The 21,697-nt window shown below is 72.2% G+C and carries 17 protein-coding genes, 1 tRNA gene and 1 riboswitch; of the genes, 3 read left to right on the top strand and 15 right to left on the bottom strand.

Going from position 1 to position 21,697, the window contains the following annotated elements; translation table 11 throughout:
• Positions 1-8: 8 nt before the first annotated feature.
• A complete protein-coding gene (cobN, locus tag TCUR_RS24740) occupies positions 9-3,803 on the bottom strand; it encodes a cobaltochelatase subunit CobN (protein WP_012851658.1) in 3,795 nt (1,264 codons plus the stop codon).
• Between the two features lie 38 nt (positions 3,804-3,841).
• A riboswitch (cobalamin riboswitch) is annotated at positions 3,842-4,013 on the bottom strand.
• 86 nt (positions 4,014-4,099) lie between these two features.
• On the opposite strand from cobN, the gene TCUR_RS06355 reads away from it, so the two are divergent.
• Positions 4,100-4,459, top strand: a complete 360-nt coding sequence (locus TCUR_RS06355; protein WP_012851657.1) for a cupin domain-containing protein — start codon at positions 4,100-4,102, stop codon at positions 4,457-4,459.
• Positions 4,460-4,625: 166 nt separating this feature from the next.
• Here TCUR_RS06355 and TCUR_RS06350 read toward each other — a convergent pair whose 3' ends face one another.
• From TCUR_RS06350 to TCUR_RS27455, 3 genes are all read right to left on the bottom strand, one after another.
• Positions 4,626-5,303 carry a DUF1444 family protein gene (locus TCUR_RS06350; protein WP_012851656.1) on the bottom strand — a complete coding sequence of 226 codons (678 nt, stop codon included), beginning with the start codon at positions 5,301-5,303 and terminating at the stop codon, positions 4,626-4,628.
• 72 nt (positions 5,304-5,375) lie between these two features.
• Positions 5,376-6,881 (bottom strand): cobyric acid synthase, encoded by a 1,506-nt coding sequence (locus tag TCUR_RS06345; protein ID WP_012851655.1) that lies wholly within the window; start codon positions 6,879-6,881, stop codon positions 5,376-5,378.
• On the bottom strand, positions 6,878-7,855 hold the full coding sequence (locus tag TCUR_RS27455) for a cobalamin biosynthesis protein (RefSeq protein ID WP_012851654.1): 978 nt from the start codon (positions 7,853-7,855) through the stop codon (positions 6,878-6,880). Before TCUR_RS27455 ends, TCUR_RS06345 begins: the two co-directional genes overlap by 4 nt.
• Positions 7,856-8,070: 215 nt before the next feature.
• Here TCUR_RS27455 and TCUR_RS06335 point away from each other — a divergent pair.
• Positions 8,071-8,144 (top strand) — tRNA-Arg (locus tag TCUR_RS06335).
• A gap of 495 nt (positions 8,145-8,639) precedes the next feature.
• On the opposite strand, the gene TCUR_RS06330 is transcribed toward TCUR_RS06335, so the two are convergent.
• The 11 genes from TCUR_RS06330 to TCUR_RS06285 all read right to left on the bottom strand — a co-directional run bounded on the left by TCUR_RS06330 (position 8,640) and on the right by TCUR_RS06285 (position 20,115).
• The gene (locus TCUR_RS06330) at positions 8,640-8,879 is read right to left on the bottom strand and encodes a hypothetical protein (RefSeq protein WP_012851653.1); all 240 of its coding nucleotides are present in this window, start codon (positions 8,877-8,879) and stop codon (positions 8,640-8,642) included.
• On the bottom strand, positions 8,876-9,148 hold the full coding sequence (locus tag TCUR_RS06325) for a hypothetical protein (RefSeq protein ID WP_041439356.1): 273 nt from the start codon (positions 9,146-9,148) through the stop codon (positions 8,876-8,878). Before TCUR_RS06325 ends, TCUR_RS06330 begins: the two co-directional genes overlap by 4 nt.
• A 229-nt stretch (positions 9,149-9,377) precedes the next feature.
• Entirely contained in the window at positions 9,378-9,521 is a 144-nt protein-coding gene (locus tag TCUR_RS26930) for a hypothetical protein (protein WP_169313002.1), read from the bottom strand.
• Between the two features lie 31 nt (positions 9,522-9,552).
• Positions 9,553-10,908, bottom strand: coding sequence for a TIGR04013 family B12-binding domain/radical SAM domain-containing protein (locus TCUR_RS06320; protein ID WP_012851650.1), 1,356 nt, complete (start codon positions 10,906-10,908; stop codon positions 9,553-9,555).
• An 892-nt stretch (positions 10,909-11,800) separates the two neighbouring features.
• The gene (locus tag TCUR_RS06315; RefSeq protein WP_012851648.1) at positions 11,801-12,979 is read right to left on the bottom strand and encodes a zinc-dependent alcohol dehydrogenase; all 1,179 of its coding nucleotides are present in this window, start codon (positions 12,977-12,979) and stop codon (positions 11,801-11,803) included.
• On the bottom strand, positions 12,973-13,410 hold the full coding sequence (locus tag TCUR_RS06310) for a hypothetical protein (RefSeq protein WP_012851647.1): 438 nt from the start codon (positions 13,408-13,410) through the stop codon (positions 12,973-12,975). Before TCUR_RS06310 ends, TCUR_RS06315 begins: the two co-directional genes overlap by 7 nt.
• Before the next feature lie 76 nt (positions 13,411-13,486).
• Complete coding sequence (locus TCUR_RS06305; protein WP_012851646.1) at positions 13,487-14,302, bottom strand: membrane protein; 816 nt, start codon at positions 14,300-14,302, stop codon at positions 13,487-13,489.
• A gap of 620 nt (positions 14,303-14,922) precedes the next feature.
• Positions 14,923-15,792: an alpha/beta hydrolase family protein gene (locus TCUR_RS06300; protein ID WP_012851645.1), complete on the bottom strand. Its 870-nt coding sequence runs from the start codon at positions 15,790-15,792 to the stop codon at positions 14,923-14,925.
• Between the two features lie 735 nt (positions 15,793-16,527).
• Positions 16,528-17,433: a helix-turn-helix domain-containing protein gene (locus TCUR_RS06295; protein WP_012851644.1), complete on the bottom strand. Its 906-nt coding sequence runs from the start codon at positions 17,431-17,433 to the stop codon at positions 16,528-16,530.
• Positions 17,434-17,577: 144 nt separating this feature from the next.
• The gene (locus TCUR_RS06290; protein ID WP_012851643.1) at positions 17,578-18,378 is read right to left on the bottom strand and encodes an SAM-dependent methyltransferase; all 801 of its coding nucleotides are present in this window, start codon (positions 18,376-18,378) and stop codon (positions 17,578-17,580) included.
• Between the two features lie 390 nt (positions 18,379-18,768).
• Entirely contained in the window at positions 18,769-20,115 is a 1,347-nt protein-coding gene (locus TCUR_RS06285; protein WP_012851642.1) for an alpha/beta fold hydrolase, read from the bottom strand.
• A gap of 304 nt (positions 20,116-20,419) precedes the next feature.
• Here TCUR_RS06285 and TCUR_RS06280 point away from each other — a divergent pair, with 304 nt between their 5' ends.
• A complete protein-coding gene (locus TCUR_RS06280) occupies positions 20,420-21,682 on the top strand; it encodes a PucR family transcriptional regulator (protein ID WP_012851641.1) in 1,263 nt (420 codons plus the stop codon).
• Positions 21,683-21,697: the final 15 nt, after the last annotated feature.

The raw sequence follows: 21,697 nt of genomic DNA, 5'->3' as shown, positions 1-21,697 counted from the left end.
GGGCCGAGTCAGTCCTCGTCCTCCAGGTCGCCTTCGAGGGCGAGGTAGACGGTGCGCAGGCGGTCCAGGACGTCCGGGTCCGGGTCGGTCCACAGGCCCCGATCGACGGCCTCCAGGAGGCGTTCGGTGATGCCGCGCAGCGCCCAGGGGTTGGAGCGGGTCATGAAGGCGCGGTTCTCCTCGTCGAAGACGTACTTTTCGGCGAGGGTCTGGTACATCCAGTCGTCCACCACGCCGGCGGTGGCGTCGTAGCCGAACAGGTAGTCCACGGTGGCGGCCAGTTCGAAGGCACCCTTGTAGCCGTGGCGGCGCATCGCGGCGATCCAGCGGGGGTTGACCACGCGGGCGCGGAACACCCGGCGGGTCTCCTCGGCCAGGGTGCGGGTCTTCACCTGGTCGGGGACGGCCGAGTCGCCGATGTAGGCGGCCGGGCTGCGGCCGGTCAGGGCGCGGACCATGGCGACCATGCCGCCGTGGTACTGGAAGTAGTCGTCGGAGTCGACGATGTCGTGTTCTCGGGTGTCGGCGTTCTTGGCGGCCACCGCGATCCGCCGGAACGCCGCCTCCATGTCGGCGCGAGCCTCCCGGCCGTCCAAGCCACGGCCGTAGGCGTAACCGCCCCACACCGCGTACACCTCGGCCAGGTCGCGGTCGTCCCGCCAGTTGCGGGCGTCGATCAGCGGCAGCAACCCCGCCCCGTAGGCGCCGGGCTTGGAGCCGAAGATGCGGGTGGTGGCGCGCCGCCAGTCGCCGTGGGCGGCCCGGTCCTCCAGGGCGTGGGCGCGCAGGTAGTTGCGGTCGGGGGGTTCTGCCAGCTCGGCCACGGTCCGGATCGCGTCATCCAGCAGGGCGATGACGTGGGGGAAGGCGTCGCGGAAGAAACCGGAGATGCGCAGGGTGACGTCGATGCGGGGGCGGCCCAGCTCCTCCAGGGGGATCACCTCGAAGCCGGTGACGCGGCGGGAGGCGTCGTCCCACACCGGGCGGCAGCCGATCAGCGCCAGCACCTCGGCGATGTCGTCGCCTTGGGTGCGCATGGCGCTGGTGCCCCACACGGTCAGCCCGACGCCGGCCGGGTAGGCGCCGGTCTCCTCCAGGTGGCGGCGGAGCAGCGAGTCCGCCAGCGCCATCCCGACCTCCCAGGCGTTGCGGGACGGGATGGCCTTGGGGTCGACGGAGTAGAAGTTGCGGCCGGTCGGCAGGACGTTCACCAGGCCGCGGGTGGGCGAGCCGGACGGCCCGGCGGGGACGTGCCCGCCGTCCAGGGCATGCAGCACCGCGTCCAGCTCTCCGGCGGTGGCGGCCAGGCGGGGGACGAGCTCGGTGGCGGCGAAGTGCAGCAGCTCTTCCAGCGGCCCGTCGTCCGGCGAGGGGGCCTCCCCCAGCACCTCGGCCAGGACCGTCCCGGAGGCGGCGGGGTCCCAGCCGCGGGACTCCATCCCCTCCACCAGATGGCGGGCCAGGTCCTCCAGGATGTCGACGACGTCGGAGGCGGTGTGCGGCGGTTCGGGCCACCGCTTCCAGCGGGCGGCGAGCGCATGCGGGACGGGGATCGCCCCTTCAGGCGCGGCGCCGTCCTCCTCGCCGCCCGGCGGGGCGTGCTGCCCGGGTTCTCCCGTCCCGGCCGGGGTCCTCTCGTCGTGCGGCGCGGAGTGGACGCGCACCCTCCGGCCGGGTTCGGCCAGCAGCTCTTTCTCCTCCACCCCATAGCGGCGGGCCAGCGCCGCCCGCAGGCCGGGCAGCGCCCCGGCCCGCCCGCCCCAGACCTGGGCGGCGCGCAGCACGGCCAGCACCAAATTGACGCGGGCCTCCCCTTCCGGGGCCTGGCCGAGGATGTGCAGGCCGTCGCGGATCTGCACGTCCTTGACCTCGCACAGGTAGCCGTCGACGTGCAGCAGGAAGTCGTCGAACTCCTCCTCCCCGGGCATCTCTTCTTGCTGCAGGTCGTGGTGGAGCTGCGCGGCCTTGATCAGCGTCCAGATCTGGGCGCGCACCGCCGGGAGCTTGGCCGGGTCCAGGGCCTGGACGGTGGCGTACTCGTCCAGCAGCTGCTCCAGCCGGGCCAGCTCGCCGTAGGTGTCGGCGCGGGCCATGGGCGGCACCAGGTGGTCGACGATCGTGGCGTGGCCGCGGCGTTTGGCCTGGGTGCCCTCGCCCGGGTCGTTGACGATGAACGGGTACACCAGCGGCAGGTCGCCGAGCACCGCATCGGGCGCGCACGAGGCCGACAGGCCCAGCCCCTTGCCCGGCAGCCACTCCAGCGTGCCGTGCTTGCCCAGGTGGACCACCGCGTCCGCGCCGAACGTCTCCGCCAGCCACCGGTAGGCGGCCAGGTAGTGGTGGGACGGCGGCAGGTCGGGGTCGTGGTAGATCGCCACCGGGTTCTCCCCGAAACCCCGGGGCGGCTGGATCATCAGCACCACGTTGCCGAACCGCAGCGCGGCCAGCACGATGTCGGTGCCGTCCACATACAGCTCACCCGGCGGCTCGCCCCAGTGTTCACGGATGCGTTCACGCAGGTCGCCGGGGAGCCCGGCGAACCAGGCGGTGTAGGTCCGCAGCGGGACGCGGGCGGCGGCGCGCCGCAGCTGCTCTTCGGTCAGCCACTCGGTGTCGTGGCCGCCGGCGGCGATCAGCGCGTGGATGAGGGCGTCGCCACCGGCCGGGTCCCGCCAGAGGGTGTGGTCGTCGCCGAGGTCGTAGCCGGCCTCGGCCAGGCGGCGCAGCAGCCGCACCGCCGAGGCGGGGGTGTCCAGCCCGACGGCGTTGCCGACGCGGGAGTGCTTGGTCGGGTAGGACGACAGCACGATCGCCACGCGGCGCCGCTGCGGCGGGATGTGCCGCAGCCGGGCGTGCTTGACGGCGATGGCGGCCACCCGGTCGGCGCGTTCGGGGTCGGCCCGGTAGACGGGGATGCCGTCGGGGCCCTCCTCCTTGAAGGAGAACGGCACCGAGATCAGCCGTCCGTCGAATTCGGGGATGGCCACCTGCATCGCCGCGTCCATCGGCGACAGGGCGGCGTCGGAGTCCTCCCAGGCCCGGCGGGAGGTGGTCAGGCACAGCCCTTGGATCACCGGCACGTCCAGTTCGGCCAGCGCACCGGCGTCCCAGGCGTCCTCGTCGCCTCCGGCGCAGGCCGGGGAGGCGACCGACCCGCCGGCCGCCAGCACGGTGGCGATCAGCGCGTCCGCCTGCCCCAGCAGGTCCAGCAGGCCGGGCTCGGCGCCGCGCAGCGAGGCGCAGAAGACCGGCAGCGCGTTGGCGCCGTGCCGTTCGATCGCCTCGCACAGGGTGTCGATGAACGCGGTGTTGCCCGACAGTTCGTGCGCCCGGTAGAAGACCACCCCCACGGTGGGCCTGCCGTCGCGGCGGGGGCGCTCGCCGCGCACCCCATAGGCGGGCATCCGGACCGGCGGGGCGAAGCCCTCGCCGGTCAGCAGCACCGCATCCGACAGGAACCGCGCCAGCTCCCGCAGGTTGGCGGCGCCGCCTTCGCGCAGGTAGTTCAGCGCCTCGGCGGCGACCCCCGCCGGGACGGTCGACAGTTCCATCAGCTCGGCGTCCGGGTCGGCCTCCCCGCCCAGCAGGACGAGCGGCAGCCCGCTCGCCCGCAGCGCCGCCACCCCCTCCGGCCAGGTCTTGCGCCCGCCCAGCAGCCGGACCACCACCGCGTCCACGCCCTCGGTGAGCGCGGGCAGCTCCGCCACGTCGATCCGGGTGGGGTTGGCGGTCACATACCCGGCCCCGGCCGCGCGGGCGGCCAGCAGGTCGGTGTCGGCCGTGGACAGCAGCAGCACGCGCATCGAACGCCTCCTTAGGGGGTTTCGCGCCCCGCATCGGATGGATCAGGCAGGCGACGGCGGCAGTCTCCTGGCTCCCGGATCCCCGGGTCTCCCCCGGCCTTCCAGCGTCACCGCCGTGGCCGCATGCGGGGGAGCCCTCCCCGGTCACAGTTGCGCGACAGCCCCGGATTCCCACCGGGTTCCTGCCCTGCCGTCGCCCGCAGTCTAGGCCGCTTTCTGCGGAGTGATCCGCCTCGGCCGTCCTTGACGCAGGTCGGCGAGGGTGCAAGCGTGAAAGTGACGGAGGGGGGACCGTCATGATCGAGGTCAAGCACATCGACAAGCCGGATGAGCGGCGCGACTTTCCCAATGGTCACCTGGAGGTGTTCACCATGACCGGGCTGACCGTGGGACGGGCCACGTTCGAGCCCGGGTGGCGCTGGTCGGAGTCGCTGCGGTCCATCGCCGGCACCGAGCTGTGCCAGTTCCACCACAACGGCTACATCGCTCAGGGCCGGCTGCGCATCCGCATGGAGGACGGCAGTGAGGCCGAGGTCGGTCCCGGCGACATGTTCGTGGCCACGCCCGGTCACGACGCATGGGTCGTCGGGGACGAGCCCTGCATCGCCTACGACTTCTCCAGCGGCATGGACGAGTACGCCAAGGCCAAGGACTGACAGGCGTGATCTGGTGAAGGGCCGGCGGGATCGCCGGCCCTTCACCGTTGCGGTCCGGTGGGCGCCCGGCGCTGTGGCCGCAGGCGTGCACGTACGAACGGTGGGCCGGGCGCCGCGCCCCTTGCTTCCGGGTGCCCCGCCGGGCCGTTGAAAAAGGACCGGCGTCTTAGGCGAGGATCTGCCAGGATCCGCCGCGCCGCACCAGCAGGTCCCTGGTCAGCAGCAGGTGGGGACGCTGGGGGGCGGCCAGGCCGCGGGGCGGGGCGCCGGCGGCCTCCTGCGGCGTCAGGTGCCGCTCATCGGTCCAGATCTGGTCGACCACCCAGCGCAGCTTGTCGATGCCGTCGACATGGCCGGTGCCGGTGGCCACGAACACGTCCCGGGCGGGCAGCGCCACCACCAGGTCGCCCTCGACGTCCTGGGCGAGCTTGTCGACGAACCCCTCATCGAGGATCAGGCCGGCCTCCAGGTCGCCGCCGGCCGTCACCGAGACCGCCCGCACGTCCGGGTACCAGTTGAACCGCACGTCCGGGCGGAGCACGCGCAGATTGGCCACGGCCAGCTCACGCAGCTCCGCCGGTGCCACCCCCAGTTCGGCGCAGTGCCGCGTCGCCAGCTGCCGCAGCAGGCGGGACCCGGCGCCGCCGGCCGCCTCCGCGGGAGGGTCGATCGCGTAACCGACCAGCAGGTTCCCCACGAACGGCTCCACCACCGGAAGCTCGCTGTCGGGCAGCGGGAACTCCAGCTGCATCGCCACGGGCACCCGCGCCCGCATCACCGGGACGACCCGGGCGAGCGGTCCGGGCTGCGGCGGGGCGACGGCGCTGTGCCGGGACTGCATCATGCACGTTCCTCCTGCGGCTTTGCTCAGAGTGGCTCACCCTACCGGCATCGGGCCGGTCCGGCGCGCAACCGGTCACGGGAGCGGGCCCGCACCACCGGGGGGCACCACCGGCAGGTCCGGCGGGGCGCCCCGTTCGATCAGCCGCCACAGCGCGGCGGTGTCCAGGTGCCGTTCCACCAGGTCGCCGAGCGCGTCCAGACGGGCCTCGCGCAGCGCGCCGAAGGATACGCCGGGAGCGGGGGTGAAGTCCCGCCCGGCCGCCTCGGCGACGCGCCGCAGGAACTCCCGGCGGAAGCCGTCGCTTTCCAGCGCGCCGTGCCAGGTGGTGCCCCACACCGCGCCGACCCGGCAGCCGTCCAGGAACGGCTCGGCCGGCCCGGTCACGGTGGCGGCGCCGTGATGGATCTCATAGGCCCGCACGGGGTGGCCGTAGGCGGTGCCGACGGGCCGGCGGAGCGTCTTGTGCCGGGCGAACTCCACGCGGACCGGCAGCAGCCCCAGCCCGGGGACGCTTCCGGCGCCGGACTCCACCTCGTCGACGATCTCCTCCGCCAGCATCTGGTAGCCGCCGCAGATGCCCAGCACGGGGCGTCCCCGCCGGGCGCGAGCGGCGATCTGGTCGGCCAGGCCGCGTTCACGCAGCCAGGCCAGGTCGGCGACGGTGGCGCGGGAGCCGGGCAGCACCACCAGGTCGGCGTCGGCCAGCTCGCCGGGGGCGGTGGCGTACCGCACCGTCACGCCGGGTTCGCAGGCCAGCGCGTCCACGTCGGTGAAGTTGGAGATCCGCGGCAGCCGGACGACCGCCACGCGCAGCGTCTCGGCCCCGTGCGGCGGCCCGGCCGCGGCGGGCGGGCCGTCCAGGCCCAGGCTGTCTTCGACGTCCAGGCGCAGGCCGTCCAGCCAGGGCAGCACACCGTAGACGGGGCGGCCGGTCAGGTCGCGCAGCATGCGCAGCCCCGGCTCCAGCAGCTCCGGTGCGCCGCGGAACTTGTTGATGACGAACCCGGCGATGAGGGCCTGGTCGGCCGGTTCCAGCAGGCCCACCGTGCCGTAGAGGGCGGCGAACACCCCGCCGCGGTCGATGTCGCCCACCACCAGCACCGGCAGCCCGGCGGCCCGCGCCAGCCCCATGTTGGCGATGTCCCCGGCCCGCAGGTTGATCTCCGCCGGGCTGCCGGCCCCCTCGCAGATCACCACGTCGTACTCGGCGCGCAGGTGCGCCAGGCTCTCCAGCGCCGCCCGCCGCAGCCGGTCCCGGTGGGCGCCGTACCCCAGGGCGTCCACCTCCGCCACCGGGCGGCCCAGCAGCACCACCTGGCTGCGGCGGTCGCCGCCGGGCTTGAGCAGGATGGGGTTCATGTGCGCGGTCGGCTCGATCCGCGCCGCCTGCGCCTGCATCGCCTGGGCCCGGCCGATCTCGGCGCCGTCGGCGGTGACCATCGAGTTCAGCGACATGTTCTGGGCCTTGAAGGGGGCGACCTTCACGCCCTGCCGCACCAGCCACCGGCACAGCCCGGCGGTCAGCACGCTCTTGCCGGCATCGGAGGTCGTCCCGGCGACCAGCAGCGCCCCGCTCACCGGACGGCGCTCCGTCCTCGTACCGCCTGCCGCAGGCCCGCCCAGGCCGCCGCGCCCGCCGCGCAGCAGACGGCGGCGGCCCAGCCGACGGCGGCCGACAGGCGGACGGCGCGGGGAATGTCGGCGATCTCCGGTGGCGGGCCGTCCCCCAGGTGGGGGCGCCGCTCGACCCGGCCGCCGTAGACGTTGGCGCCGCCGAGCCGCACGCCCAGCGCCCCGGCGAACGCCGCCTCGCAGCGGCCGGCGTTGGGGCTGGGGTGGGCGGCGCCGTCCCGCCGCAGCACCGCCCGGCTGCGCCGGCCGCTCCCGCCCGCCACGGGGGCGCAGGCCGCGGTGAGCAAGGCGGTCAGCCGGGCGGGCACCCAGTTGGCCGCATCGTCCAGCCGGGCGGACGCCCATCCGAAGCGGCCGTAGCGTTCGTTGCGGTGGCCCACCATCGCGTCCAGCGTGTTGACCGCCCGGTAGGCCAGCAGCCCCGGAACGCCCGCCACCGCGCCCCACACCAGCGGGGCGACCACGGCGTCGCCGGTGTTCTCGGCGACGGACTCGACCGTGGCCCGCGCCAGCTCCCGGACGTCCAGGTGCCGGGGGTCGCGGCCGCACAGGTGGGGCAGCCGGGCACGGGCGGCCGCCAGATCCCCGGCCCGCAGCGCCGCGGCCATGGCCCGGCCCTCCCGGCCCAGCGATGTCCCGCCGAGCACCGTCCAGGTCGCCACGGCGGTCAGCGCCACGCGGGCGGTGCGGCCCGGCGCCAGCCGCTGCGCCAGCGCGCCGACCGCCGCGGCCCCGGCGACCAGGGTTCCGGCGTAGACGGTGCCACGTCTTTTGGAGTCGGCGTAGATGCGCCGCTCCAGCGCCGCCGCCGCTCGCCCGAACATCGCCACCGGGTGGGCCCGCCGCGGGTCGCCCAGCGCCGCGTCCAGCGCCATCCCGGCCAGCAGTCCCAGCGCCCGTTCCACCGCCCGGTCAGTCACGCGGGGCGTCCAGCGCGTCACGGCCTTGTTCCACAGCCACGGTCAACAAAGATAGGGCCCGCCCGGATCCACCCAGCGCCGGATCTCCATGGCTTCACGCCCTCCGGTCCCCCTAAACTGTGGGACGCACCCGGCCATCAGCGCCGGATCCGCGCTCAGCCAAGGGTTCGCGACCATTCATCGCCGACGCCCACCGGCCGGGCGGGAGTGTGCGAGCGCCCGTAGCTCAGCTGGATAGAGCACCGGACTTCTAATCCGACGGTCGCAGGTTCGAATCCTGCCGGGCGCGCCGCAGGTCAGGGGGCGCATCGCGGGCTCGGCGGGGCTGCCTCGAAAGACACCCGTGCAGCGAGAGCAGGCCGCACGGCCGCATGTCCTGTTTCTGTTTCAACGGCCGGGCCGGCGTCAGAGCGGCATCGCGTCGGCCGTCCCGCGGTTCTTCCAGAAGGGATCGCCGGTGGCCGCCGGGCGGATACGTCGCAGTGCCCTTGAAGCGACTTTCAGGTCGGCGCCTTCGGCGCTCGAGAGCGAACCTTTTTCACCACGCGGTCCAAAGCACCGGGGACGAGAGCCCCGGTGGTCTCCGCCGCGATGTCGCAGCATCGTCCCCGTCCCGGCCTGCGGAGACGGCGTGTTGAAAAGGTTCGGCGTGCCGTTCCCGGCCTCCCTGCGGACGCGTCCTAGCGGTCCGGGCGAACGCGCCGGGTCCTCCATCCGTTCCAAGGAGGCGATTCCTCCCCGGCGGCGGCCCCGGGAGTCGGCGAATACGGGCCGCTGTCCCGGTCTACTCTCGCCTGCCCATTCTCAGGGCCAGCCGCGCGGCCGGGGTGTAGTCGATCCGGTAGCCGTCACGCTGCAACTTGGCGGCGACCAGGTTCCAGTGCAGCAAGCACAGATGCGAGCCGTCCTCGGTCACCACCACGGCGGCGATGTACCGCCCGTCGTGCTGCCAGCTCTCACACCCCCGGCCTTGCGGAGCGACATCGACCCGATAGCCCATCCGGGAGTCGCCGGTACCGGTCACCGCGGCCTCCAGGCGCCGTTGGGACGGTGGCCCACCTCGCGGCGGGAGTCGGCTTCACGCGCCTTGGCCGGCGGATCAGCCGGAGCGCGGCCTTCGACCGGCCCGGGCCACGGGCGGGGCGGCAGGGGCACACCCCACCGGCGGCGGCTGTAATGCCCATGCCGGATCGGCCGCTGTTCACCGGTCCGGCGCCGCAGGTCGCCCGGCGCCGCCGAGCCGGGCACGTCGACGGCGATGGGCTCGGCGATATCGGCCAGAGGCCTGAGCAAGGGTACGTTCATGCCAACCACGACCTTCGACCGGGCCGCGCCCCGACGCGCGCTGCGTTCACCGCTACTATCCCATTTTCTGTAGCTGAATAGTGACGGTGAGTATGAAATAGCGGCAGTGCTGCGTAGAGTGCACCCGTCAGATAGACGAGGCGAGCATCTCGGCGATCTACCGGGCGCGGTCATCGGGCCGCCGCCGGCTTCGGCAGGCCGGCCTCGTGCACGGCGCTCACGCTGCGGTCGGCCGCCACCGCACCAGTTCCGGTTCGGCCGCCTGCAGCGCCTCGTGCGGCACGGGCGCGTGCACGTCGGCCAGGATCGAGTTCGCCTTCTCGCGCCCTGCCCCTTCGGTCACCCGGGCCGCGATCCGCACGTCCCGCACCAGGGGGCGTGCTGGAAAAGGCTCACCGCTTGGGAGCGGTGCCGCCGGATCCGTGTGAAGGGCCCGGCTCCGGGTCGGAGGCCAAAGGCAGCAGTGTTCGGCTCTTTCCCGGACGGGGGTAGGCGCGTGCCGCGTCGGCCAGTTGACCGGCGAGCCGCTGCTGGCGTTCCCAGTGCCCGTACAGGGCCCCGCGGCCGGTCAGTTCGCCGATGGCGCGCAGGGTCTCCGGGTCGACGCGCCCCGGTGTGGCCTCCCGCCAGGGTGTGCCCGGCAGCGGCATGAACGTGTGCGCGTGGATCCGCGCCCCCAGGTCGGCCAGTTCCCTGGCCAGGGCGAGGGACGCCGCCGCGTCGGCGGGCGTCTCCCCGGGCATGCCGAAGATCATGTCCACGTTGATGCGGAAGCCCTCTTGCACGCCGATCCGCACGGCATCGCGCACCTCCTGGACGCCGTGTCCTCTCTTGGCGGCCTCCAGCACCCTGGCCGAACCGGACTGGGCGCCGATGATCAGGTTGTCGTTGGCGCAGTACCGCTTGATCAGCCGCAGCGCCCGGACGCTGACGTGCTCGGGACGCACCTCGCTGGGGAAGCTCCCGAAGAACACCCGGCCCTGCTTGCCCACGACCGACTTGCAGGCGGCCAGCAGCTCTTCCACGGCCTCCAGGTTGACGTTCTCGTCCCCGCTTCCATAGGAGAGGGAGGTCGGGGTGATGAAACGGACATCGCGGCGGCCGTGGGCGACCATCTGCTCGACATGCCTTTTGACGTTCTCGACGCTGCGATGCCGGAACTTCGCCGAGAACATGAACGGCGTCTGGCAGAAGCGGCAGGCATACACGCAGCCCCGCGTGATCTCGATGGGGTTGAAACGCCGCCAGCGGACTGAGAACGCCGGGTATGCGTCCAGTTCCCGGCGTTCGGCCCGGCCGGTGCGGACCAGGCCGCCCGCCTCGTCGCGGTAGACGAGACCGGGTATCCCGGCCGGCTCGCCGCCGGCGGCCACCAGCCGCAGGAAGGTGGTCTCCCCCTCCCCGACGGCGGCGATGTCCCAGCCGGCGTCCAGGACCTGCACCGGCTCGGCGGTGGCGTGCACCCCGCCGGCTATGTGGGTGACGGCCGGATCGTCGATCTCGGCCCGGATCCGCTGCAGCTCCGCCGCCATCTCCAGGGCGTCCGGCGAGTAGAAGGACCACAGCACCAGCACCCGGTGAGCGGTGGGCAGCGCCTTTTTGATCTCCTCCACCACCGCGGCGGCGCTCGTGGCGAAGCGGACCTCGTAGGAGACGTCCGCCGACAGCGTCTCCAGGGCGCCGAGAAGAACGTGATGGCCGTAGGAGACAGCCTTGCGGTAGCGGATGATGATCGATATGTCACGCAAAGTGAGATCTCCTGCCCGCCCTCGCCCCGGCGCGATGCCGGCTTCCCTCCGCCAAAGGCTAGCAATCACCGCGATGGGCATCGGGGCGTCCGCGGCCGGCGCGGGGAACACGTCCGCGGCAGGTCCTGAAAACCATGGCCACAGGACGGGCATGGGCTTGTTTCATGAGCATTTTCCAGCGTACGGCGCCAGGCTCCGGGAAGAGAGCACAGGGGTGTCCAGCCCGGCATCCTCCCAGCTCACCACGCCGCTTCCAGCAGCCATATACCGCCACGATCCCAGGAAAGGGCGTACCGAAAAATCCTGCTGCGGTGCCGGGCTTACCGTTCTCGAAAGAATATTCCTGCCTTGTTTCCTCTGATCGCTCAGCACACCCTGTTGCACACAAAATCAGCGAATCACCCGGCCACCCAAAGCTCTGCTCTGCGGTGTACGAGGTGACCGCGGCGGCCGACAGCGTGCCGCATACGGCTTCCCGATGGTGATTCGGTGACATGCGGCGGCCTCGAAAAGGATGACCGGTGATCGAGGCCGGGCTGAAAGCGCGTGTCAGCGATCCCGAAGTGCCGCGGGCGCACACAGACGAAGAGCCGGGCATCGGCGGGGACGATCCGGCCGCCGAGCAGTACAACCGGAGCCGCCCTGCGCGCCCGGTCCCGATCAGTCCGGCCACCGAAGGGACACCGCGGACCGTGTCTCCTCCTGCCGGGCCGCTCCGCCTGTCTGGTGGATGACGCTCCGGTGGCCCCGGACGCCGAAGGCGGGACCCGGCGGCATCCGAGGTCATGGCACCTTTCCCGGTTCCGGGGCTCCTTGAAAAAGTTCATTGAGGGCGTCAACGCCCTGGTGATGGGGCATCCCCCGGCAGAGTGTTTTCTTCGGGACGGTCCGGTCAGGCGGCCGGGTGGAAGACGACGCGGACGCAGCCGTCCTTGCGGTGTTTGAACAGCTCGTAGCCGCGCGGTGCGCGTTTCAAAGGCATCCGGTGGGTGGCCAGGTGGCGGGTGTCGAGTTCACCCCTGGCGATGCGTTGCAAGAGCATCGGGATGTAGCGCTGGCCGTGCGTTCGGGCGGCGCGCAAGGTCAGGCCCTTGTTCATCAGGGCGCCCAGGGGGAACTTGTCCGTCGTGCCGGTGAAGAAGCCCAGCACGAAAACCGATCCGCCCTTGCGGCAGGCGTAGACGGCCTCACGGACCGCCGAAGAGCGGTCGCTTCGCCGCCGCAGGCGGCGTTCGATCCCGTCGTAGAAGCGTTCCAGGCCGGAGGCTTGGGCCTGCATGCCGGCCGCTTCGATGCACACGTCCGGCCCTCGCCCGCCGGTGCGCTCGCGCAGCTCGGCGCACACGTCGGTGGCGGTGTAGTCGATGGTCTCCGCGCCGGCGTGCTCGGCGGCCATGGCCAGCCGCTCGGGGTGGCGGTCGATGGCGATCACCCGGTCGGCGCCCAGCAGCGCCGCCGCGCACGCCGCCATCTGGCCGACCGCGCCGCAGCCCCACACCGCCACCACATCGCCGGGTTTGACGCCGCCCAGGTGGGCGCCCATCCACCCGGTGGGCGCCGAGTCGGAGACGAACAGGGCGCTGATGTCGTCCACCTCGTCCGGGACGGGAAAGGCGCCGTAGTCGGCGAACGGCACCCGGACGTACTCGGCGTGGGCGCCGCGGAAGCCGCCCATGGCGCGGGAGTGGCCGTAGGCGGCGCCGGGCTCATACCCCCAGATCGCCCGGCCGAGATCGGGGTCGGGGTTGCCGTTGTCGCACAGCGACCACTGGTCGTCGGCGCAGTACCAGCAGCGTCCGCAGCCGATGACCGAGCACACCACCACCCGGTCGCCCACCTTGTGGCGGCGCACCGCCGGGCCGGTCTCGACGACCTCGCCGACGAACTCGTGGCCGAGGACCTCGCCACGGCGCATGGCCGGGACGTGGCCGTCGATCAGGTGCAGGTCCGAGCCGCAGGCGGTGGTGGCGGTGACCTTGACGATCATGTCCTGGTCGTTGCGGATCCGCGGCTCGGGGACGTCCCGGACCGCCAGCCGGCCGGCGCCCTCCCAGCACAGCGCCTTCACCACCGCCCCTCCCCCGCGGCATGCGCGGTCACCGTCTCCGGTCGAACCGGACGGGCGGCGGCCGGCTCGTCCGGGAGCAGTACCTCCCCCGTCTCGGCCAGGGCCTTGGCCTCCCGCAGCGCCGTGCGCACCGCCTGCCGTGCCTCCTGCGGCCCTCCGGCCGCGGAGAGCCCGTTGCGGGGACGGGCGGCCACCTCCGCGCCCCGGCCGCCGGGCGCCGTCTGGATCCGCAGCTCGATGCTGTTGCGCAACCTGGCCAGCGGCTCGGGAAGGTGCTTCGACAGCAGCTCGGGCGGACGGTTGACGGTGACCGTCAGCCACCGTCCCGCGTCGTCTCCGCAGGGCGCCCGCCCGGTGGCGCGGGCCTTCATCCGCCGGGCGACGCCCACCGCAAGACCCGCGGCCAGGGCGGCGAAGGCGACCGTAGGCTTCATGTCTTCTCCTCGTCGGCGACCGCCACAGTTGTCCCCGCCATGCCGCCGCGAAACCTCGCGGACGGGGTGGGTGCCGTCAGGCTTGCGGGCTTTTCTTGTGGCGGTGGGTGCTGCGGTGACGTGCGGAGGTGTGGCGGCCGGTGGGGAGGGAGGGGCGGCCGGCGACGATGTTGGCGATGCTGTCGAAGACCTCCTGGGCGGGGCGGTGCAGGCGGCGTTCGCGGATGCGGGAGCGGCGGTCCTTGCGGGAGCCGGGCGGGTAGCGGTAGCGGGCCCACGGGGAGCCGGGGCGGGCCAGGCGGATGGCGCCGACCAGGGCCAAGGCGGTGATGAACAGGCCGAGCAGGCCGGTCCAGATCTTGCCCTTGAGGAGGGTGATGACCGCCAGGGTCAGGTTGAACAGGACCAGCAGGACGACCTGCCAGAGGGCGTAGGGGTTTCCGTCGCCGTCGACGGCGTCGTCCACGCCCAGCGGGTGCAGGCCCAGCAGGACCAGGCCGCACAGGGCGATGGCGATGAAGACGACCTCGACCGACAGGCGGCCCTGTTCGCTCCAGTAGACGTCCTTCAGCAGCAGCACGAGCGCGAATTCGTCCAGGACCAGCGCCATACCCACGCCGAACAGTGACGCTGCGATCGCCGCCCATACCGAGTCGGTGTCGATGACGGTCAGGCCGCCGACGCCGCCGACGCACATGAGCACCAGTCCGAAGACCACATGGTGGATGTGGTGGCCGCCGGGGGTGATGTTGCCGGGCCACCAGCGCACCTGGCGGCGGATCATCCGGACGCTGCAGCGGATGAACAGGAAACCGCAGATGAACGCCACGAAAAAACACAGCAGGCGAAGCCGTCCGGTGTCGATGATCTCCCGCGTGAACCACTGGTCCATGCCGGGCTCCTTCCCCGGCCCGGTCAAGGCAGGGCAAGCCCGGCCCAAGGATGCCCCCGTACGGGGGCGTCTCGGCGGGTGCGGCCTGGTCGCAGGGGTCCGGCGGGCTCGTCTCAGCGCACAAGAAGCCAAAGACCCGCCCGGGAGCGTGTCCTGGACGGGTCCTCGACGGTGACGCCGGTGTGCGGGTCGCCTCTCGGCGAAAGGCACAACACGGCTCCAGCCAGACGGGCGAACCGCCGCGGTATTCCGTGAAGGCAATAGGTGAGGCCCGGGGACACCAGGCACACCGGCGACAAGAAGTAGAACTTACACCACTGCGGGATTGTTCCCGTCCCGTGAAAGCCGGTGCGTCGGCCCGGCGGGCCGCCTGTCTGTGCGTCCCGGCAGGTCCTGCGGGTGATGCCGGATGAGACGGCGGTTGTGGGCGTGTCGTCCCGGTTCATCGGGTCAGGGGACGCCCCGGCGGGCCGCCCGGTGCCGGGCGGGGCGGCCTTTGGACGGTGTGCAGCGTCACATGTGTGAGGCGGGCCACACCCACGGCGTGGCCCGCCTCCGAGTGAGCGCTAGACGCCCCGCGTTCCGTCCCGGACCGGGTGGGCGGCCCGGGACGGGGCGGCTCACGTGTGCGGGCAGGTGTCCCGGTAGTCGGAGATGTCCCCGATCGCCCGCGGCGGCGGGCACAGGAACTGGTCGTAGCGGGTGTCGTCGTCGATGAACCGCTTCATCCAACTGATCATGAACTTGGCCATGGTGTCGTTGGAGAACTGCGGGAAGAAGTGGCTGGCGTTGTTCAGCTCCAGGTACGCCTTCTCCCGGGCGTTGGTCAGGCTGTTGTAGAACGGGATGGAGTGCGTGGCGACCGGGGCGATGGAGTCGAGCTCACCGCCGATGATCAGGGTCGGGGTGCGCACTTCCGGCCAGGTCTTGTCCAGGTTCCAGGGCGCGATGGGGATGGCGGCCTTCAGCGAGGTGCGGCTCTTGGCGGCCTCCAGCGTGCCGCCGCCGCCCATCGAGTGGCCGGCCACCGCCAGGCGCGAGGCGTCCACCCGGTTGCGCACCGAGCTGCGCTGGGTCAGGTAGTCCAGGGCGGCCAGCAGCTGACGGCCCCGGCTGTCGGGCTGGTCCAGGCGGGTGTTGGTCTCGATGCCGATGACCACGAAGCCGTGCGAGGCCAGGCGCGGGCCGAGCCAGGCCAGGCTGGACCAGGAGGCGGTGAAGCCGGGCGAGATGGCGATGGCGCCGAAGGTGCCCTGGCTGGTGGTGGTCGGGTAGTAGATCCGGCCGCCGCCGAAGCCGGACACGCTCAGCCTGGAGACCGACTGCTCGGAGACGGCGAACGGACCGCGCGCGGCCCTCAGAAGGGATTCGGTGGGATCCGGGCCGCGCTGGTAGGGGTTCGCCGCGGCCTGCGCGGGGGGCGCGGCGACCAGGCCGGCCACCAGGGCGGCGGTCGCCGACAGCAGTCCGAACGACTTCCTCAGGGACATGAGCGTCCTTTCACCGGTGGTCCCGCACTGCGGGGGGTTGCGGGCTGTTTCCGCCGGCGAGGGGAATCGATTCGTCCCGCTCAGACTCCGACCTCGCCGACGCCACCGAGTGTGTGCACGTCCTCACAGGTCAGAAATCGGTGAAATTACCGGCCTTTTCAAGATTGTGCAGAGCACCAATGCACCGCCTGGAGCACCGGCACCGATGGGGCCGGTAATGGTGTTTTCAACATGCGGTCTGAGCCCCGGGGGCGGGCGGCGCCTTGATGCCACCGGCGCGCCTGACCGCACTGCGGCGCTCCCACCTGCGGAAACAGTACCCAGAAAAGGTTCAGCCGGCGGCTTCGGGAATGGTGGAGGCAGCGTTTCCAGACGGCTGCATGCGGTTTTCACCGCGCTCAGGAATTGCCGTGAGGGCAACACACAAGGAAGCCGCGGAAATTGTCCTCGCACACACCGCCGCACCGCGGGTTCGCAGCCCGTTCGCCCGCTCTCCGCCCCGCCCGCGGAACGGCACCGGCAGGCGGCCGTGCCCCGCGGCCCCGCATCAGCGAAGCTCCGTCCTTCGGCTCTGATGAGCGCAAGTCACGGCCGCGGGAACATTCCGTGCCGCCGTCGGACCGGCGCTAAGGAGGTCACCTCCCCCGGCGCCCCGGGGCCGGTCCGCGTCCCTTACCGGGACGGCGCGGACCGGCCGGGCCGGTGCGTCGCCGCGGGCGCGGCCGGCGCCCCGGCTCAGCCGCGGTACCACTCCAGCGCCTCGGTGAGGATCGCCTCGGTGCGGGCGGGCGGCTCCGCCTCGGTCACCAGGGTGTGGAAGGCCTGCCAGTAGTGGTCGATCTCGGCCTGCCGGTCCGGGTAGACCGCGCTGTCGAGCTGCTCGAGGTAGACCACGTCCTGCAGGTCCGGGTGGGGCAGCCGCACCAGGGTGACCGAGCTGAGGCCCGCCGCATGCCCGCCCGCCGCGAACGGCACGATCTGGATGGTGACGTTGGGCATCCGGTGGGCCTTCAGCAGGTGCTCCAGCTGGCCGCGCATCGTCTCCGTGCCGCCGATGGGCCGCCGCAGCACCGCCTCGTCCAGCACCGCCCACAGGTTGACCGGCCGGTGCGGCCGGGTCAGGATCCGCTGGCGCGCCATCCGCAGCTCCAGGCGGCGGGCCTGCTCGGCCGGGTCGGCGCCGCAGTCCAGGGCGATGACCTCGCGGGCGTAGTCCTCGGTCTGCAGCAGGCCGGGGACGAACTGCACCTCAAAGCACCGGATCTCGGACGCCTCCTGCTCGGCGCCCAGGTACGTCCGCAGCCAGGAGGGCACGATGTCGTGGTACTCCTGCCACCATCCGGGGGTGTTGGCCTGTTCGGCCAGGGCGAGCAGGGTGGGGCGTTCCTCCTCCGGCAGCCCGTACAGCTCCAGCAGGTCGGCCACGTCCCGCAGCTTGCAGCCGGTACGGCCGAGCTCCAGCCGGCTGATCTTGGAGGCGGAGGAACGGATCGCCCAGCCCGCCTCCTCGCGCGAGATGCCGCGGGCCTCCCGCAGCCGGCGCAGCCGGGCGCCGAGCACCATCCGGGCGACCAGTGGGCCGCCTGTTTCGGTTTCGACGGTATTGCCGGAATCGCTGTCGATGCTGGTGGCAGAGGACAAGGCGGGTCCCCTCACATCACTGCCGCGCCCAGGCGGGCGGATCGATCGGTACTCGATTTCATGACCATATGAAACTTGCAAGAAATTGACCAGACCCGGCCACGTCCTCTCGCCGGACGTCTTCGCGACGGGACCTCCCCACGGTCAGGGCTTGCGCCCCACTCCGGCCAGGCTCGGCTGGTCCTTGTGCTCCAGCGGTTCGACCTCCGGACGCCACAGCGGCACCTGCACCAGTCCCGGCTCCACCAGTTCCAGCCCTTCGAAGTACTGGCTGATGAACTCGGGGCTGCGCAGCCGGTAGGGGACGGCGCCGGTCTCGTCGTAGCCGCGCTGGGCCTCCTGGAACTTCTCGTCGGTGTTGGTGGCGTCGCAGCAGACCAGGTAGCCGCCCGAGGGCAGCGCCGCCACCAGGTGCCGGACGACCGACAGCGCCTCCTCGTCGGTGAGGTGGCCGAGCACCCCCATCAGCATGATGGCGACCGGCTTGGAGAAGTCCAGGGTCTTCCTGGCCTCCTGGAGGATCTTTTCCGGATCGCGCATGTCGGCGTCCAGGTAGGTGGTGACGCCTTCGGGGGTGCTGGTGAGCAGCGCGCGGGCGTGCGCCAGCACCAGCGGGTCGTTGTCGACGTAGACGATCCGGCACTCGGGCGCGATCCGCTGGGCGACCTCGTGGGTGTTGTCCACGGTCGGCAGGCCGGTGCCGATGTCCAGGAACTGCCGCACGCCCATCTCACCGGCCAGGTAGTGGATGGCACGGGCCAGGAAGTGCCGGCTGGACCTGGCCAACTCGACGATCTGCGGGAAGACCGCCTTGTACTGCTCGCCGGCGATGCGGTCGACCTCGTAGTTGTCCTTACCGCCCAGCCAGTAGTTCCAGATACGGGCGGAGTGCGGCACCGATGTGTCGATCTTCGGGTTCGCCTGACCGGGAGTGTTCTCGGTCACTTCCAGGCTTCCTTCCGTCCATAGGGCTGCGTCGGTACAAACCCTAAGGGCAAGGACACCTGGACTGCCGGAAATCGGCGATTTGAGCCGCCTTCGGACGTTGGACGTCCACCGCCCTGATAAGCGAGCATTATCTCCGCCCTCGAACGCGTTAGCGCATTACCCAAAGAAGTTCAACAGCGTGACCGAATCCGGCCACACCGTCGTCCCGCTGAGCGTCGCCGTCCGTACTCCCCCATGTCGGCCCCGTTCCCTGCGGTGGCGCCCCGCACGCCCGTGGGCCCGGCCGGGCGGACGGGACCGGGCCCACGGAGCCTGCGGGGTGACGGCGGGGCGGAGGTCCTCCGGCCGCCGTCCATTCGGTCCGGGAGGCGTCCCGGACCGGAGGGGTCAGGAGACGTAGTCGTTGAAGCAGACGGTGATGGTGTGGTTCGCCGAAGGCCAGTTCGGGATGGTCAGCCGGGTGGGACGGCCGCCGCCGCGCTGCGTGACGGACAGCGTGACGGTGCCGTTCGCCGTCGCCGAGGCGGGGACGTAAAGGTCGACGGCGCTCATGAAGGGCAGCACGTTGAACAGGCCGAAGGAGCGGCCGGGGTTGGAGCGGCGGTCGGAGAACCGGTCGAAGGCGAAGATCCCGATCGCCCGGCCATCGCGCGGCGCGGTGCCCTCGTTGACGATCGACACGCCGTTGACGGTCAGGGTGTCGCTATTGGATCCCTGGTCGCCCCACCACTCCTTGTTGCGGTAGGCCAGCAGGGCCACGTGGTTGCGGCCGCGCTGGATGAGCCGGTCGATGCCCTCGCCGGGGTTGGAGCTGAGCAGGCGGATGCCCAGGTCGGTGCGCCGGAACGGCTCGAAGTACAGGTGGTGCTGCTGGTCGGTGCCGGCGCGGGTGAGCAGGAACTCATAGTAGGCGTCGCCCCGGCCGGGGAACGGCCCGAAGGAGCCGTCGGCGGCCACCCGCATGGAACGGATCGGCTGGGCGGTGGTGCGCCGCCCGGTGGCCGGGTCGATCTCGAACACGTCCACCACCGCGTCGCCGGGAGAGGCGTTGCTGGGGAAGCGCACCGCGCGCCCGGCCAGCTGGATCTGCCCGGATTCGGGGACGACGTCGGTGGTCCGCGGCTTTTGGCCGGTGAAGAACTCGTACATCGCCGCGAAGGTCGCCGGGGAGGAGGCGTTCTCCACGTGCGACTCGTTCGGCAGGTACACGTTGGTGGCGCCGCGGATGGAGCTGCTGCCGCGGCCCTCCGCCCACACCGCCAACGTGGGCACGCCGCCCGGCGGGGAGCCGGCGGTCGCGCCGTCGATGTTGACGTAGTGCGCGACATTGGCGGCCCGGCTGGGCGAGCTGTTGAGGTACTCCTGCGAGATCGCGGTGCCCAGCGAGTGCCCGACCAGCTCGACCTTGTCGGCGCCGGTGGCCGCCTTCAGCCGGGCGATGCGCCGGTCGAGCGAGGCGAGCACGTCCTCACGGCTGTTTTCGGCGAACAGCGAGTCGTACTCTTCGAACTCGATGTAGGAGGCCGGGTAGCCGTTGGAGGCGAAGCGCTTGGCCTGCGTGGCGAACTGGCTGCCGGAGCCGAAGAAGCCGTGCACGAAGACGATCGGCCGCAGCGTCGCCCGCGCCGCCGCGCCGACTGCCGGCGCCAGCGCCGTCAGCAGCACCACCGCGGTCAGCAGGCCCAGCACCCGACGCAATGCGCCCGGGGGTGGAATTCGTTTGACATGGCGCATCTGGGTTCCTCCAGCACGCGGAGACAACTGGCCAGACATTTGTATGCGCCCGTCCCCCGGCGTCCCTCGCGGCCGAATGACAAACTCCTCCGCGGCGCTTATCAGACGGCCGTGTACCTCGCCAGAGCGCACAGGTCAAGTCGGCGGCATCGGTACGGTGAAAACCATGGGCCGGAAGTGACCCGGGTGTCGGAAACCAGATCCTCATGTGCGTTTGCACAAATCGCCCCTTCTGTAATTGAGCGGGTCGTGTCACGATGTTCGCTCCCGGTACACACCGGCGCGACGAAAAGCGGAGGTTCCTGTGACGGCGGCGACGGCCAGGCCCCCGGTATCGCACCGGGAACACGTGGTCATCCAGACGGCGGTGCGCGGGCTGTTCGACCGGCTTCCCGAGCTCACCGACCGTCTGGTCGAAGAAGTCCGGCGCAGGCAGGACCCGGCGCTGCGCGGCGAGCTCGACGACCGGGCGTTCTGGAAGTCCACCTACATGGGGCTGCGCGCCACGCTGGAGGCGGTGGCCACCCGCGGCGGGCGCCGTCCCGACCTGGGCTTTGCGCACCGGCTCGGCCGCCGCTACGCCGAGCGGCGGATCCCGCTGGACACCGCGCTGCGGATCTACCGGCTGGCCGGCTCGATCCTGTGGGACGCCATGGTGGAGGTCACCCGCGCCAAGCACCCCCAGGACCTGCCGGTGCTGGTGATCGGGGCCCGGCGCACCTGGCTGATGATCGACGAGCTGTCCACCGCGGTGGCCGAGTCCTACCGGGAGACCGAGCGGCGGCTGCGCCACACCGACGTCGGGCAGGGGTATGAGCTGCTGGACGGGCTGCTGGACGGGCACGGCGGCGCCGCCGAGGCCGCGCAGGCGGCCGGCGCCCTGGACCTGCCCGAACGCGGGCGGTACGCGGTGGTGGCGGTGCGCGTGGCCGCGCTGCGCGCCGCCGACGGGGCGGCGCTGCCGGAGGAGGCACGCGGCATCCGCTTGATCTGGCGCGGCCGCGGCGGGGTGCGCTACGGCATCGCCCACCTGGGCACGGCGGGCCTGGACGACCTGGAACGGGCGCTGCGGCCGTTTTTGACCCGGGACGTGGGCATCGGCCTGGTGGTGGACGGGCTGGCCGAGCTGGCGCAGGCCCGGCGCCTGGCGGAGATCGCGCTCAGCACCTGCGCCGGGGCCGAGCCGCGGATCACCCGGCTGGACCGGCATCTGCCGGAGGCGCTGGTGGCCACCCAGCCCGACCTGGCGGCCCACCTGCGCGAGATCGTGCTGGGCCCGGTGCTGGCGCTGGAGCCGGCCGAGCGGGACACGCTGCTGCGCACGCTGCGGGTGTGGCTGGACTGCGCGGGCTCGACGGCCGCCGCCGCAGAGCGGCTGTACTGCCACCGCAACACCGTGCTGAACCGGCTGCGCCGCCTCGAACACCTCACCGGCCGCAAGCTGGCCCACCCCCGCCAGGCCCTGGAGCTGGCCCTGGCGGTGGAGGCGGTGCGGCTGGAGGCGGGCTTCCCCGCCGGCGGCGACCCGCCGGGTGCAGGCGGCTCCCCCCAGCCTTCCCGCGCCTGAGAGCCGGGCGACCTT

Origin of the sequence: Thermomonospora curvata DSM 43183 (genome assembly GCF_000024385.1) — a bacterium.
Taxonomy (GTDB): Bacteria; Actinomycetota; Actinomycetes; order Streptosporangiales; family Streptosporangiaceae; genus Thermomonospora; species Thermomonospora curvata.
This window is presented reverse-complemented; position numbering and strand designations above follow the sequence as displayed.